Annotated in this window: 12 protein-coding genes; 3 read left to right on the top strand and 9 right to left on the bottom strand. The window is 43.9% G+C overall.

The window, feature by feature from the left end:
• Nucleotides 1-15: 15 nt before the first annotated feature.
• Entirely contained in the window at nucleotides 16-759 is a 744-nt protein-coding gene (locus Q0895_RS06345) for an amino acid ABC transporter ATP-binding protein (RefSeq protein WP_299186620.1), read from the top strand.
• 151 nt (nucleotides 760-910) lie between these two features.
• Here the strand turns inward: Q0895_RS06345 and Q0895_RS06340 are convergent, their stop codons facing one another.
• The 8 genes from Q0895_RS06340 to uraD all read right to left on the bottom strand — a co-directional run bounded on the left by Q0895_RS06340 (nucleotide 911) and on the right by uraD (nucleotide 8,676).
• Nucleotides 911-1,861, bottom strand: a complete 951-nt coding sequence (locus Q0895_RS06340) for an EamA family transporter (protein WP_299186617.1) — start codon at nucleotides 1,859-1,861, stop codon at nucleotides 911-913.
• A 160-nt stretch (nucleotides 1,862-2,021) separates the two neighbouring features.
• Entirely contained in the window at nucleotides 2,022-2,576 is a 555-nt protein-coding gene (locus tag Q0895_RS06335) for an ureidoglycolate lyase (RefSeq protein WP_299186614.1), read from the bottom strand.
• A gap of 69 nt (nucleotides 2,577-2,645) precedes the next feature.
• Nucleotides 2,646-3,479 (bottom strand): bifunctional allantoicase/(S)-ureidoglycine aminohydrolase, encoded by an 834-nt coding sequence (locus tag Q0895_RS06330; RefSeq protein ID WP_299186612.1) that lies wholly within the window; start codon nucleotides 3,477-3,479, stop codon nucleotides 2,646-2,648.
• Between the two features lie 68 nt (nucleotides 3,480-3,547).
• Entirely contained in the window at nucleotides 3,548-4,528 is a 981-nt protein-coding gene (gene puuE, locus Q0895_RS06325; protein WP_299186610.1) for an allantoinase PuuE, read from the bottom strand.
• Between the two features lie 127 nt (nucleotides 4,529-4,655).
• A complete protein-coding gene (locus Q0895_RS06320) occupies nucleotides 4,656-6,167 on the bottom strand; it encodes an NCS1 family nucleobase:cation symporter-1 (RefSeq protein WP_299186607.1) in 1,512 nt (503 codons plus the stop codon).
• A 132-nt stretch (nucleotides 6,168-6,299) separates the two neighbouring features.
• Nucleotides 6,300-7,676, bottom strand: coding sequence for a urate hydroxylase PuuD (locus tag Q0895_RS06315; RefSeq protein WP_299186605.1), 1,377 nt, complete (start codon nucleotides 7,674-7,676; stop codon nucleotides 6,300-6,302).
• Nucleotides 7,677-7,742: 66 nt separating this feature from the next.
• On the bottom strand, nucleotides 7,743-8,111 hold the full coding sequence (gene uraH / locus Q0895_RS06310) for a hydroxyisourate hydrolase (RefSeq protein WP_058369291.1): 369 nt from the start codon (nucleotides 8,109-8,111) through the stop codon (nucleotides 7,743-7,745).
• Nucleotides 8,112-8,154: 43 nt separating this feature from the next.
• Entirely contained in the window at nucleotides 8,155-8,676 is a 522-nt protein-coding gene (gene uraD / locus Q0895_RS06305; RefSeq protein ID WP_299186598.1) for a 2-oxo-4-hydroxy-4-carboxy-5-ureidoimidazoline decarboxylase, read from the bottom strand.
• A 300-nt stretch (nucleotides 8,677-8,976) separates the two neighbouring features.
• Here uraD and Q0895_RS06300 point away from each other — a divergent pair, with 300 nt between their 5' ends.
• Complete coding sequence (locus Q0895_RS06300) at nucleotides 8,977-9,639, top strand: TetR/AcrR family transcriptional regulator (RefSeq protein ID WP_299186595.1); 663 nt, start codon at nucleotides 8,977-8,979, stop codon at nucleotides 9,637-9,639.
• Between the two features lie 147 nt (nucleotides 9,640-9,786).
• Here Q0895_RS06300 and Q0895_RS06295 read toward each other — a convergent pair whose 3' ends face one another.
• Nucleotides 9,787-11,226, bottom strand: a complete 1,440-nt coding sequence (locus tag Q0895_RS06295; protein WP_299186593.1) for a nucleobase:cation symporter-2 family protein — start codon at nucleotides 11,224-11,226, stop codon at nucleotides 9,787-9,789.
• 710 nt (nucleotides 11,227-11,936) lie between these two features.
• Between Q0895_RS06295 and Q0895_RS06290 the strand changes: the two genes are divergently transcribed.
• Entirely contained in the window at nucleotides 11,937-14,027 is a 2,091-nt protein-coding gene (locus Q0895_RS06290) for a TonB-dependent receptor (RefSeq protein ID WP_299186590.1), read from the top strand.
• Nucleotides 14,028-14,035 lie beyond the last annotated feature (8 nt).

The following is a 14,035-nucleotide window of genomic DNA, read 5'->3' as shown; positions in this document are numbered from 1 at the left end:
ACAACAGGAACCTCTATGATTCAAGTCACTAATATTCACAAAGCCTTTGGTCATAATCAAGTGCTAAAAGGCATCGACTTGACCATCGAAAAAGGTAAGGTGGTGGTGATACTCGGGCCATCAGGGTCTGGTAAGACCACCTTTTTGCGCTGCTTAAATGCGCTAGAGATACCCGATCAAGGTATTATTGCTTTTGATGATGACAGCTTGACGGTTGATTTTGCTACCAAGCCTAAGAAAAAAGCGCTGCTGGCACTACAACGCAAGTCTGGCATGGTGTTTCAGTCGTATAATTTGTTTCCGCATAAAACCGCGATTGAAAACTTAATGCTCGGACCGACTATCGTGCAAGGTCAGAGCAAAGCGCAAGCTCGCGAACAGGCTTTAGAATTGTTAAAGAAGGTTGGACTATCGGACAAGGCGGATCTTTATCCGTTTCAGTTATCTGGTGGTCAGCAGCAGCGTATCGGTATCGCGCGGGCGCTGGCGATCGAGCCATCATTATTGCTGTTTGATGAACCAACTTCTGCACTTGATCCAGAGCTGGTGCAAGACGTGCTTGAAACGATGAAACAGCTGGCCTCTGAAGGTTGGACGATGGTGGTCGTGACGCATGAGATTAACTTTGCGCGTGATGTGGCCGATCATGTGGTCTTGATTGAAGATGGGCATGTGGTCGAAGAAGGCAGTGCCAAGCAGTTATTTGAAGACTCAACGCATCCTCGCACGCAAGCGTTTTTGCAGCGTATTGAGCAGTAATAGGGCCAAATAGACGTTGTATAGCGCAAATCCGTGACTTTTAAATAAGCCTTTACGTAAATAATAGCCCCAACGATGACATCATGGTTGGGGTTTTATTCGTTTTTTACGCTACTTTTTAAGCTAGTTTTTCACTAAGGCTTTTGTTTCGCTAAGAAGGTTTTGGTCGTCGTCTGAGCCAGCGTGGTATGCGAGTGGTCGTACCATTTAACATAGCATTTAATAGAGCTGCTAACAGAATAAGTACCACGCCTATATATTGAATCCATGATAGTGACTGGTGTAGTAGTAGTAGCGCCAAGGCAATGGCAGTCAACGGCTCAAAGATAGTAAAGACTGATGCGCGTGTGGCAGGGAGTTTTTCTAACGCTTTCATATAAAGCGCAAATGGTACCACTGTGCCAATTAAAGACAACCCTAACGCATAGCCCCACGTATGCAGCGGCAAAGTTAGTAGCTGCTCATAAGTATGATAGGTCTCGGGTAGTAATAGCAACACGCTGGCGCTGATAATAATGGAGGTAAAAAACACTAAGGGAGCAGGGTGGGCATAGTGCATCGCGCGCTTGCCAAGTACGCCATAAAGCGAATAACACACGCCAGATAGCAGCCCAAGCGCGATACCCCAGTTGACTTGCGCTTCATCCCCAAGCATCGTTAATCCCACACCAAATACCGCCATCAAAGCCAGTAGTGCCGACTGCCGAGTAATAGACTCATTTAGCAAAAAGGCAGAAAACAACAGGCTAAAAACAGGCGCGGTATAAAGCAGCGCGACTGCAGGTCCAGCGCCGACATAAATGACAGCAAAAAAATAACAGATCGACATACCCAGTACGCCAATCAACGATTGTAGTGCCAGCCCTAGCCACTGCTTTGGACGTAGCTTAATTAAATGGGGCCATAGCTTTGGTAGCATAACTAGAATAAGAAAGGCGGCGGTTACGATACGCAAGATAGTAATTTGCCAGCCACTAAAGCCGTTTTGGTTGAGGTAGGTAGAAAATATGCCAAGCGTACCCCAGCAGACGGCAGCGGTAATAATTTGAATAGTACCTATCCATGATTGTCGCGCTGACATTATGCTACTGGTGTTTGCCATATCGTTCTCTTTTTAATGTCTAATTGACAAAGGCAGTTTTAAAATAAGAAAAGACACCCGATTGACGGCTGTCTTTTTTATATAAGCATTCATTTAATACACAAACTGTTTGTCGTTAATTTGCTAAAGAAAGGCCAATACAAAGCAGCTAAGCGTAAACTTAACTGTGCTCGCTCTTAGTTCCGCTGGCAGATTCACGATCAATTTCAATCTGAACTTGCCAATCGTCTATTTCCAACTCATAGCAATTATTACCTTCACCGTTAATACGGTCAATAACCAAAAAGTCAGAGTCACAACCAAGGGCTAATAATGGATGATGCCAGACGTTGGCGTCGTATTGTACGCCTTGATGTGACTTGGCATAAAACACGGTTAAATCATCAGCAGACTGAGGCGGCTTACCCGCAGGCGCTACAACGACAATGTAGTCCTGACCATTCATCGAAAAGAATGCTTGCGTGCCAAACGGATGATACTCCATTACGGATAAAGCGATAGGAAGCTCACGTTTTTTGGCACGAAAGATACTCATGCCCACAGTGCCCCCATCTAATGAAGCTTCAGCAATGGCATGGTGGCGACATGCGTAGCCCCTATTAATATAGTAGCAATTATCAGACGTCTGTTCTTCCTTATCATAAGGTTCGATAACCTTACCATATGGCGCAAAATCAGCTTTAGTCAAAGGTTTGGTTACGATTGTTGTGCTCATGAATTCACCTTACTATAGGTTAGCAATATCAGTTAATTGGTAGAGTTATTTACTATTCTGAATCACTTATTATTCTGGACGAATAAACGGCATATGTCTATTTACGTCTTTGTATAGTAAGTATCTAAAGGGACCAGGGCCGCCGGCGTAACAAGACTGTGGGCAAAATGCACGTAGCCACATAAAGTCACCCGCTTCAACTTCTACCCATTCAGCGTTTAAGTGATACACAGCTTTACCTTCTAGGACATACAGGCCATGTTCCATCACATGAGTTTCATCGAATGGAATCACGCCGCCTGGCTCAAAGGTCACGATATTTACATGCATGTCGTGACGCATATCAGACTGCTCGGTAAATCTGGTGGTTTTCCAAACGCCATCTGTATCTGGCATCGCGATTGCTTCGACCTCATGATCGCTGGTCACAAAAGGTTCGGGCACATCGATGCCCTCTACAAACTGATAAGCTTTACGGATCCAATGAAATTTAACGTGCTTGTCGCTGTTGTTTTTTAGCGTCCATTTGCATGCTGGCGGTAAGAATACATAACTACCGGCTTCAAGATGATGCGCCTTGCCCTCAATGGTAATATCCATCTCACCTTCAACGACAAACAATACTGCTTCGGCTTTAGCATCTAGCTCAGGCTTGTCAGAGCCACCATTGGGCGCGACTTCAACGATGTATTGTGAGAAGGTTTCCGAAAAACCGCTTAGTGGACGTGCAATCACCCACATGCGCATGCCTTCCCAAAACGGCAGGTAGCTAATCACAATATCAGTTAAGACGCGTTTGGGAATAATCGCATAAGCTTCGGTGAAGATAGCGCGATCGGATAGAAGTTGTGTTTGTGGCGGCAATCCGCCAGTTGGTGCGTAATAAGTACTTTTTGTTGCCATGGTTAATAATCCTTGGTAGTTGTGTGCCGCAATGAACTTACGTCTAAAATTGGTAGCTGAACTTAGGGTTACATCCAATTTGCAGTATTATCTGCTGTAGCTGGATGATTTTCATACCAGTGCTTAGCGATTTCATCGCGGCGACATACCCAAACGTCAGGTTTACTGGTGATGTACTTTAAAAATTGTTTGAGCGCCGTGATACGGCCAGCGCGGCCGATAATGCGGCAGTGCAAACCGATGGTTAGCATTTTGGGGGTATGTGCGCCTTCTTCGTATAAAGTATCGAAGCTGTCCTTTAGATAGTGATAAAAGGGTTCGGCGTTGGTAAAGCCAGGGCTCGACGCAAAGCGCATATCGTTGGTTTCAAGCGTATAAGGGATAACCAGATGCGGCTTACGGGTAAGCTGGCTGCCTTCTTCTACCTTAACATTGAGCCAGTAAGGTAGCTCATCAGCGTAGGAATCAGAGTCGTAGATATAGCCGCCTTGTTCAGCGACCAGCTCACGCGTATTGGGGCTATCACGTCCAGTGTACCAGCCTAGAGGCTGATCACCAAGCATGCGTTTAAAGATTTCAGTCGCTTGGCGTACGTGCTCACGTTCTGTCTCACGATACATATATTGATAAGTGATCCAGCGTAGTCCGTGGCTTGCCACCTCATGCCCATCTTCTAGAACACGCTCAATAATATGTGGTGTCTTTTCGGCAGCAGAAGCACAAGTAAAAGTGGTAATGGGCAGACCGTACTCTTTAAAAACATCTAACACTCGCCAAACGCCTACACGGCTACCGTATTCAAAAGCCGACTCGATAGACTGGTGACGATTATTAAATTCAGGTGTCCCTAAGACATCTGATAAAAAGCGCTCAGACTGACCATCACCATGCATGACGCTGTTTTCTGCGCCCTCTTCGATGTTTAGTACGAACTGCACAGCGATCTTTGCGCCGCCTGGCCAGTTTGCTTGTGGTGGATTGCCACCATAGCCTTTTAGATCGCGTGGGTAGGCTTCGTGATTAAAGTCGCTGGTAACCTTTTTTTTCATGACGTTTTATCCTTTGTAAAAACAGAGCAATATAGTTGCTCGAAACTTATTAAATAATTGATCAGTACAAAGATAGAAGCGTTTGTACTGATTTTTATCAAACAGACTTACTTTTATACTGTGTTTTTCATTCTACTATCGTGTCAGGGTCCACTGCATATGGGCGCATTAAGATCCAATATACAACACCACCCAATGCAGCGCCTAACAAGAAACCATAACCTTCAAGCTTGGTCAGCGCTGGTATCAGTACCGTAGCAATAGAGAACAAAGCACCGATAGCAAAGGCAATAAGCGCACGGATGTTCCAGCCTTTATAGTAATAATAAGCGCCTGTTGGCTGAGCTGAAAACAAATCATTCATATCAATATGTTGACGTTTAATCAGATAGTAGTCGATTACTAAGATACCAAAGAATGGCGCGATGATGGCACCGATAGCATTGACGAAACCAACAATACCGATCTTACTGATAAATGATAACCACAGTGCGCCAACGAAAAAGGCGATGACAGCAGTGATTAAGCCACCTCTACGAAAGTTGATATGTTTAGGAAACAAATTGGCCAAGTCGTAAGCAGGAGGAATAAAGTTTGCGACCATATTGATACCGACAGTAGCGGCAAAAAAGGTCACTGCTGCAATGATAGTCAAGGGTAGAGCGTCCACGCGATCAACGATGTCCGATGGATTGGTCAGCGCTTCACCGAATATGACCAAGGTGCCAGCAGTAATGACCAAAGCAATAAAAGAGAAAAACACCATGTTAATGGGCAGACCAACTAAATTGCCTAAGCGCATATCACGCTCACTACGTAAAAAGCGTGAAAAATCACCGAAGTTGATGACGACTGCGGCAAAGTAAGCAACCATTGTACCGATGATAGCAGTAAAGGCTTGTATGGAGTTACCGCTATAATCACTGCCACTTGCAAAAATAGAGTTGATGGCTGGTAGCAACTCAGAACCTGACTGATACCAGATGACCGCCATAAGGACAACCATCACGACATAAACTAAGGGGCCCGCCCAATTTAAAAAATGCTTAATCGGTTCGATACCCGCCCAAAATAGCAGGATTTGAAATACCCAAACGATAACAAAAGCGATCCATGCCGTACTGTTTAAACCTAAGAATGTCGTATCTGGACTGCCTATAAAAATAGCCAGCAAAATGGCGACTGCGGTTGAAGCAAAGTAGGTCTGCACACCGTACCAAAAAATACCAATAATAGCGCGTAGAATAGCAGGTAAATTGGCACCGTTAATGCCCATGCTAGCACGTACTAATACAGGGAAGGGGATACCATATTTGACACTAGGTTTACCAGTTAAGTTTACCATCCACATGACAATGAAGCCTGAACAGATAATAGCTGCCATTACCCACCAGCCACTCAAGCCATAGCTCAAAAACAAGGAGGCTGCAAGGGTATAACCGAATAGACTTTGGATGTCATTAGACCAGACGTTAAATATGGCAAACCAGCCCCAATTACGCTCTGCCGGCTGTAGAGGCGCTAAATCGTCGTTATATAATCTTGAGTTTTTGCGTTCTGGATTAAACTTATTGCAGTCATAAAGAGCGGTGTTTTTATGATTGCTTTGCCGACTTCCTTGCTCATTCGCAGTAGACATCCTTTTATCCCTTTAGGTTAGAGTCAATCGAAACAAAGATTGTTAACACTTAATAGTATCCATTGTTAACACTTTAAGGATGTCTACGTCATTGGTCAAGATAATTGTTTGTTTAGGGATTAGAAAGCTTATTTATAACCCAGAAGCATACGCTACAATTTGCTGACGCTCTTCATCCGTCAACTGTGTAAGATTGCCAAGTGGCATATAGCCAGTTTGTACCGCCGTTATGATTTTGGCTTTGTGAATTTTCATGTCTTCAGGGGTTTGAAGGACAATACCTGCTGGCGGTGCAGCGAAGCCTTGTTGAGTTGGCTGCACGGCATGACAGGTACTACAACGCGTATGCACGACAGCCATAATAGCATCGTCGGCCGAGGCGGTAACTGGCACAGTTTCGGCAGCAGCACTTTCACTTTCATTCGCATTGGCATTAGAATCGACATTAGAAACAGTACTGGCAGTAGTATTGGAGGTGGCCTTAGCAGCAGTAGCATGGTCTGCTTCACTCTCTGTACTAGCAGCAGGGGGCGTACTGTCGGTTACTGGCGCGGCAGCCACTGGAGCACTAGTAGCAGGTAATGGTTCGATTGGCGCTGGGCGCATCCAAATAATTAATAGCACCGTTAGTAATGCCGGGATCCAGAGGAATTTTGTTTGTGTGTTACCTAGGTGTTTTTGGTTAAAGTAATGACGTACAAGGGCAGTGATGATACCGACAAATACCAATATCAACCAACCGTGCGCATGAGAGTACATCATCGGATAGTGGTTGCTAATCATGGTAAAAATCAGCGGTAAGGTAAAATAGTTGTTCATTAGCGAGCGGTTTTTTGCTTGTAGCGCCAAGTCTGCTACTTCTTTACCGGGTTTTTCACCGCGCCGCACACAATCTACAAGCGCGCGCTGAGCTGGCATGATACCAAAGAGTACGTTGCCCGCCATGACCGTACCTAAGATGGCCCCAATATGAATAAAGGAGGCGCGATCGCTGAACAGCTGATACGATCCCCACGTCGCGATGATCAACAATATAAAAATAAGCGAGCTAAAGATAAAGGCGTTTTTGCCTAAGTGACTGCGAACGATCACTTCATAGATGAAATAGCTGCCAAATAAAAACAGTAAGCTTGTCGATATGGCTCCGACGCTACTGCCAAAAGCGACTTTGCTGGGGTCAATCAGATAAGCTGTGGCGTTGGCATAATAGACAATAGAAAGCATTGCCATACCAGTTAGCCACGTCGTATAAGCCTCCCATTTAAACCAGTGCAGGGTTTTTGGCATCTCTTCAGGTTCAAGCTTGTATTTAGCAATCTCATAAAAACCGCCACCATGTACCGCCCATAAGTCGCCTGAGATACCTTTATCGGCTTTCCACTGTGGCGGCTTACGAAGGCTCAGATCTAACCAAACAAAATAAAAAGACGCGCCAATCCAAGCAATCCCAGCGATAACGTGAAACCAGCGAAAAAATAAAGCGACCCAATCGAGAAGATATGCACCCATATGGCAAGTGTCCTTTTGTCTAATGTTCTTTTATCCAGTGTATGTTTACACTATGACGTACTAAATTTACGAACCGCGATACGTGCTGTAGCCATGTGCGCTAAGTAGTAGCGGTACATGATAGTGACCGTTGTCACTTATCATAAAATCGATGACGACCTGCGGATAAAAAGCCGTTAGGTTTTGGGCATCAAAATAAGCCTGAGTATCAAACGTTAAAGTATAACGGCCAACATCCAAGTGATATTCGGCAATATCAATAGTTGGGTCAAACGACCAGCTATCTGGGGTCACGCGTCCATCAGAGTTGGTGACGCCATTGGCTAATAATGACGCCTCACCGCTTGCGCTTACGCGATGTAGCGTCACTGCGATATCAGCAGCAGGTTTGCCAAGATGGGTATCTAAAATATGTGATGAGAGAGTACCTGACATGATAATTCCTTTTATATATTGAACCAGTAAGGCAAAGTTTAGGTTAAGCGGCGCCTAGCAGTTTTTGTAGGCGTAAACGCGTGATTTTATTTTGCTCAGTAGCGGCATTGGCCAGCTCGGTGTCGCGATCGTTTGGTAAACGCGCTAACAGTAAATCAAGCATTTGCTGTGCACTCTTGCCGGTTGCAAATACGATAAAGATAAAGCCGAACTTATCGAGATAATCTTGATTGCCCTGAGCCAATGCTGCAATCACTTCATCCTCAGCATCATTTGCGCCTGATTGCTCATGTGCGGCGCTATCTTGAGTGTTACGGTATTTTTCTTTTAGCGAGTCGACGTTGCCGATTTGCGGATGACCGTCGAACGCCTCAAGCAAATTCGCTTCAGTTGTTTGAGCCTGTTGCCATGCTTTGTCGCTACGAGCCAGCAAGGTGTCCATGTCTGCAAAAGGACGTGCATTTGCCATCTCATGCGCCCAGCTGGTACTCGTACAGCAGGTCAGTAGGCGTGAAGTCGCTTCTGCCTGCGAGAGATTGTTAAACTGTGGTAATGTTAAACTCACGGTGACATCCTTTTATTTTTATACAAAAACTCAGTAATATAACTGCCCAGCGTTTATGTAGACTTATATCGTCATAATAAGTTTTATCAATTAAAAACTACGTAAAACCCATGCAAAAGTACTATTACTCGGACAGTTATTGCTTTAATATTATCTATTCTGCTTAAACCTGACCATTTGGTCAACTACTTTATAAGAAATACTTGTATTTATCTTGCTATGTTGCATAAAAACTAAGGATTTATTTCAATAGTTTATTAGGATATAGCTACCTATCAATCATACCTAATGGCACAAAATATGGCTAATCAGAACCAAGCGAACACGTCATCTGCCTCAGAGGCATCTTCTCATCGTAGTCAACAAGATATTCGCGCGCAGAATCAAGCACTAATCTTAGCGGCGGCTGAAGAGGAGTTCGTCCTACAAAGCTATCGCGGAGCCACCATGCAAGGTATCGCTGATCGAGCAGGGCTACCAAAAGCCAATATTCATTATTATTTTAAAAATAAGAAGAATTTGTACAAGGCGGTGCTACATTCTATTATTCAAGAATGGAATGAAGGCCTAGTTACTATGACGGTTGATAGTGACCCGAAGACCGTCATCGAAAAGTTTGTACGTACCAAGTTGCATCAAGCGTTTGCAAATCCAAACCGGCATAAGCTGTTTGCGCTTGAGGTCATTGGCGGTGCACCGCATCTCCACGACTTTATGTCGACCACGATGAAAGAGTGGGCACTTGATAAAACACAGGTAATGAAGACATGGCACGAGCAAGGCAAAATAAGTATTGCTGATCCCTTACAATTGCTGATTTTGATTTGGGCGACAACCCAAAGGTATGCTGAGTTTGAGACAGAAATCGTTGGTTTAATGGAAAAAAATGCTTATGATAAGCAAGATGAGGCGCGGGCAGCTGAGTTTTTGGTGCCGTTTATTTTGCGTGGCTGCGGTCTTTAATAGTAAGTATAGACTCTTGTTTTATAAAGACAAAACCACTTTAACGCTAGTCGCATTGGTCAATGCTCTATCGCTAAAGTGGTGATTGAAGTGCAACGAAAGCTTTTGTCTGACTCTCTTTGTTTGTTCGATTAAGTTATGTGCAAATCATAACGTTTGACCTTCTACGTCAACCTCACTCTGAGACATTTCACGAACAGGCCTTAGTTCATCATCAGCATGCTGCTCTGGCTCATCAAACTCAACACCATAACTTTTCGGTAAAATCATATCAAGAACGATAGCAACGATACCTGACATGGTCACCGCTGAGCCAAAGATATTACGGAAAAACTGCGGCGTTTGGGCAAATACATCAGGGACAAAAGCAACACCCATTGAGAGACCTAATGAAGTTGCGATGATTAAGATATTACGATGGGTAAAGTCCACGGTTGATAGGATGCGAATACCTGCAGTCGCTACCGTTGCAAACATCAGTAATGTCACCCCGCCTACGACAGGTTTTGGTAACTGGGTAAATATAGCGCCCAAAACAGGGAATAAACCCATGATGAATAAGATAGCACCAACATAAAAACCGACGTAACGACTGGCAATACCCGTCATCTGAATCACGCCATTATTTTGACTAAAAGTCGTCACTGGGAAGGTGTTAAATACAGCAGCAATCAGCGAGTTGACACCATCACCTAATACACCACCCTTAATACGTTTTTCATATACTGGGCCTTTGATTGGTTCGCCTGAAATCATTGAAGTGGCGGTTAAGTCACCTGAGGTCTCAATACTGGTAATAATATACATAAAGGCGATAGGAATAAAAGCTTGCCAGTCAAAACTAAAACCGTATTTAAAGGGTACGGGTAGGGTAAATACGGGGGCTTGAGCGACTAAAGACAAGTCAATACGTCCCATAAGCATTGCTACAAATAGACCGAGCATTAATCCAATAAAGATAGCACTTGAGCGAATTACTTTATTGTTAATAATGCTAATAAGTACCACACTGACCAACACCCCGCCGCCCAGTAGCAGATTTTGCATACTTCCAAAATCTTCTGCACCAACGCCGCCTGCCAGATCAGTCAATCCCACTTTGGTCAATGACAGACCGATAGTCACAATCACACAGCCTGTAACGATAGGGCTCATCAAAGACTTAAGCTTGGTAATAAATTGGCTTAAAAAGATTTCGACAAAAGCACCAAGAAACGAGACACCAAAGATGACAGAGAGTATCTCCTCTGGGCTACCGCCTCGATTTTTTGCCACAAAACCTGCTGCCAATACCGCAGCTAAGAAGCCAAAGCTGGTGCCTTGTAATGCCATAAGGCCAGAGCCTACAGGACCAACCTTGCGCGTCTGAATAAAGGTAGCAACCCCTGATACCATCAAAGACATGCTGATGAGGTAGGGAATGTGCTCACCCAAACCCAAGACACCACCAATAATCAATGAAGGGGTAATAATACTGACAAAGCTGGCTAGTACGTGCTGTACAGCACCTAAGAATGCTTTTGCAGGAGCAGGACGGTCATGCAATCCGTATAACAAATCAGGGTTTCCTTGAGTATTTTCACTCATTTTGGCTTCCTCCTAAGGTGACTTTTAGTCCAATCTTTGTCGGTAACATTAAGCGATACAAGGGATGTCTAGGCTAGAACCCCTATATGGCCGAGTCCTATTAACGACTCGTATTAATTAGCTGTCTAACAAAGAGTCGCACTGATCCTTGTGCTAATAAATAAAACTGGCAGCGATCATTGACTGCTGTTAGCTGTTTATTTATTAAACCTACTAATCATCTTACCCTAAAACCTGACTAGTTGGTCAGCTATATTAGGGTATAGTGAAAGCGTTAGTCATTGCAATGTTTTTTTTCGAATTGGTGCGTTTATTTATTTTTAGATATGGTTGATTAGCTAGTTGTGGTGCAAGTTGCTGACTTTAGACGTCATTGTTGGATGCTAAAAGTAAGCAAGTGAGAAGATTTTTATTTACACACACGCTTTGATACAACGATTAAAGTAAATTTCTCATATTAATTATTGCCAAAATGTTATTACTCCGTTATTATGCCTCTCACTATTAAATGCTAATCATTATCATTAACATTTATAATATTTTTTTCTATATATAACTAACAATGATTAATAAATTCAATTATTGCAAAGCTAGTCATTGTAAGACCAGGTAAGTATTTGAAAGGTGAGTCGAGGCAAGGACCGTTTATAAACGGCTTTTAATAGCAATTTTAAAAATCTAATTTTGATCGTCATTAAAGTGAGTGTGTTATGCGTGAAGTAAAGTTACCAATCTCGTCCAATCAATTGACCGTGTTATCTATGGGCGTGGCAGCCATATTGTGGACGCAGGCAGCCAGTGCGGCAGCAGAAGACATGCCAAGTACCACACTACAGACCATTACCGTCACGGCCAATAGCTCAGTACGAGATAAAGTACAAAAGGATGGCGTGTATGTCGAAGACTATACACCAGCTGCACAGGCAAGCCACTTAAGTGATTTTTTGGATGTCATACCAGGGGTTGAGGTCGGTGGCACCTCATCAGTCAATCAGCGCGTGCGCGTGCGCGGTCTTGAAGATAGCAACCTAAAAGTGACGATCGATGGCGCACGCCAAGAAGGTAAATTGTTCTACCATATGGGCGATATCACCATTGATCCTGATTTGCTTAAGCAAGCAGAGGTGGCGGTAGGCAACAATTCTGTCACGCTAGGTAACGATGCCATCGGCGGCGCAGTAGCATTTGAAACGGTCGATGCAGTAGATTTGCTAAAGCCTGGTCAAAAAGTTGGTGCCAAGCTAAAAACGGGTTATGCCAATAATAATGACGAGCTACTGACATCTGCCACCATCTATGGTGCACCAACTGACAACGTCGATTTGTTAGCCTACTATGGCAAGCGCGATGCAGATTCTGGCGAAGATGGTAGTGGCCGTGAGCTTTTTGAAGACAGTGAAAGCGAAAACATCTTATTAAAAGCAGGGGCTTCTATCCTTGACGATCACCGTGTGGGCGCCAGCTTTAGCCGTACCGAAAAAGAAGGTATTTTCCCATTTCGTCCAGACTTCCCAAGTCTTCCTAACAGTGGTGGTTCTGATGTCATACCACAAAAAGTAAAGCGCGATACTTATACACTCGATCATAACTTTAATCCAGCAAACTCACTTATTGACGTTGATACCAACGTTTATCAAACCGAAACGCAAATTTCACGTGATAATGGTATTGAGGCTGTGTCAGGGTATGATTGGGATGCAAAAGTAAAAACCACAGGTGGTAAGATTGAAAACACCAGTGTGATTGATGCAGCCTCAGGACGCCATAAACTGATCGCAGGGGTAGAACATTATAAAAAGCAATCAGACTTTTATAGCGCTGAAGACCGAACAACCAAACTGCCAGTATCAGGAAAAGACAGCGCCAAAAACACCTCAGTGTATCTAGAAGACCAATGGCAAATGGGCAAACTGACGCTGACGCCAGGCGTGCGTTATGACCGTTATGAGGCACCAGAATTTATTGCTGGCGGTAAAACTTATGATAATGTCGTCGGTGCGCTAGCAGCCAGTTATGAAGTCGCGCCACGTACGCAAGTGTTTGCCAGCTATACTCAGTTGTTCAATGGTCCAGACTTGAGCCAAGCGATTTTTAATCGAGATGGTACTGGCACTGTTGTTAATAACGATTTAAAAGCTGAAGAGGGTGATAACGCTGAAGTGGGTGTCGTAACCACCTTGCGCAATCTCACCACGGCGAATGATGCGCTACAGTTAAGTGGTAAATACTTTGAAACCAATATCGAAAACTATATTGAGTTTGTACGCTCAGGTCTAAGTTGTGGGCCAAATCTTGGCAATGATTGCCAAGGTGCCGTCAATAAAGATGAAGATTATAAAATCAAAGGGGTAGAGCTTGCCGCTGATTATAAAATGAATAACTTTAGTATAGGCTTAAGCTACGCGCATGCTCGTAGTAAAGGTGAAGATACGGGTTATAGTTTTTATTCACAGACAGGGTCAGGATCAGATGCTGGTGATAAATACATGGTCAATCTGGCCTATCAGCCAACTGATACCACTGAGCTTGGCTGGCGCAGTACCTATGTAGCCCCTGTTACGCAAACCTTTATAAGTCGAGGTGAAGAGACGGAAGTTAGAAAGCCAAGCTATGATGTGCACGATGTGTATGTGAACTATTCACCACGTCAGTTTGATGGTCTAAAAGCCACAGTTGGGGTTTATAACCTGTTTGATGAAACTTATGCTAGCCACGCTTCACGCTTAAATCCAGCTGATGCTACGGCTACAGATTTTGAGATGGGTCGTAATATCAAAACCTCTCTAACTTATCAATTCTAAAAGTCGTC

The organism is uncultured Psychrobacter sp., assembly GCF_947495825.1.
Classification (GTDB): domain Bacteria; phylum Pseudomonadota; class Gammaproteobacteria; order Pseudomonadales; family Moraxellaceae; genus Psychrobacter.
The sequence above is the reverse complement of the archived record's forward strand: the minus strand, read 5'-3'. Positions and strand labels throughout refer to the sequence as shown.

What these genes read in the sequence shown, in the direction of transcription:
- Q0895_RS06345 (WP_299186620.1), top strand. Translation starts at nt 16, where the DNA reads ATGATTCAAGTCACTAATATTCACAAAGCCTTTGGTCATAATCAAGTG.
- Q0895_RS06340 (WP_299186617.1), bottom strand. Translation starts at nt 1,861, where the DNA reads ATGGCAAACACCAGTAGCATAATGTCAGCGCGACAATCATGGATAGGT.
- Q0895_RS06335 (WP_299186614.1), bottom strand. Translation starts at nt 2,576, where the DNA reads ATGAGCACAACAATCGTAACCAAACCTTTGACTAAAGCTGATTTTGCG.
- Q0895_RS06330 (WP_299186612.1), bottom strand. Translation starts at nt 3,479, where the DNA reads ATGGCAACAAAAAGTACTTATTACGCACCAACTGGCGGATTGCCGCCA.
- puuE (WP_299186610.1), bottom strand. Translation starts at nt 4,528, where the DNA reads ATGAAAAAAAAGGTTACCAGCGACTTTAATCACGAAGCCTACCCACGC.
- Q0895_RS06320 (WP_299186607.1), bottom strand. Translation starts at nt 6,167, where the DNA reads ATGTCTACTGCGAATGAGCAAGGAAGTCGGCAAAGCAATCATAAAAAC.
- Q0895_RS06315 (WP_299186605.1), bottom strand. Translation starts at nt 7,676, where the DNA reads ATGGGTGCATATCTTCTCGATTGGGTCGCTTTATTTTTTCGCTGGTTT.
- uraH (WP_058369291.1), bottom strand. Translation starts at nt 8,111, where the DNA reads ATGTCAGGTACTCTCTCATCACATATTTTAGATACCCATCTTGGCAAA.
- Q0895_RS06300 (WP_299186595.1), top strand. Translation starts at nt 8,977, where the DNA reads ATGGCTAATCAGAACCAAGCGAACACGTCATCTGCCTCAGAGGCATCT.
- Q0895_RS06295 (WP_299186593.1), bottom strand. Translation starts at nt 11,226, where the DNA reads ATGAGTGAAAATACTCAAGGAAACCCTGATTTGTTATACGGATTGCAT.
- Q0895_RS06290 (WP_299186590.1), top strand. Translation starts at nt 11,937, where the DNA reads ATGCGTGAAGTAAAGTTACCAATCTCGTCCAATCAATTGACCGTGTTA.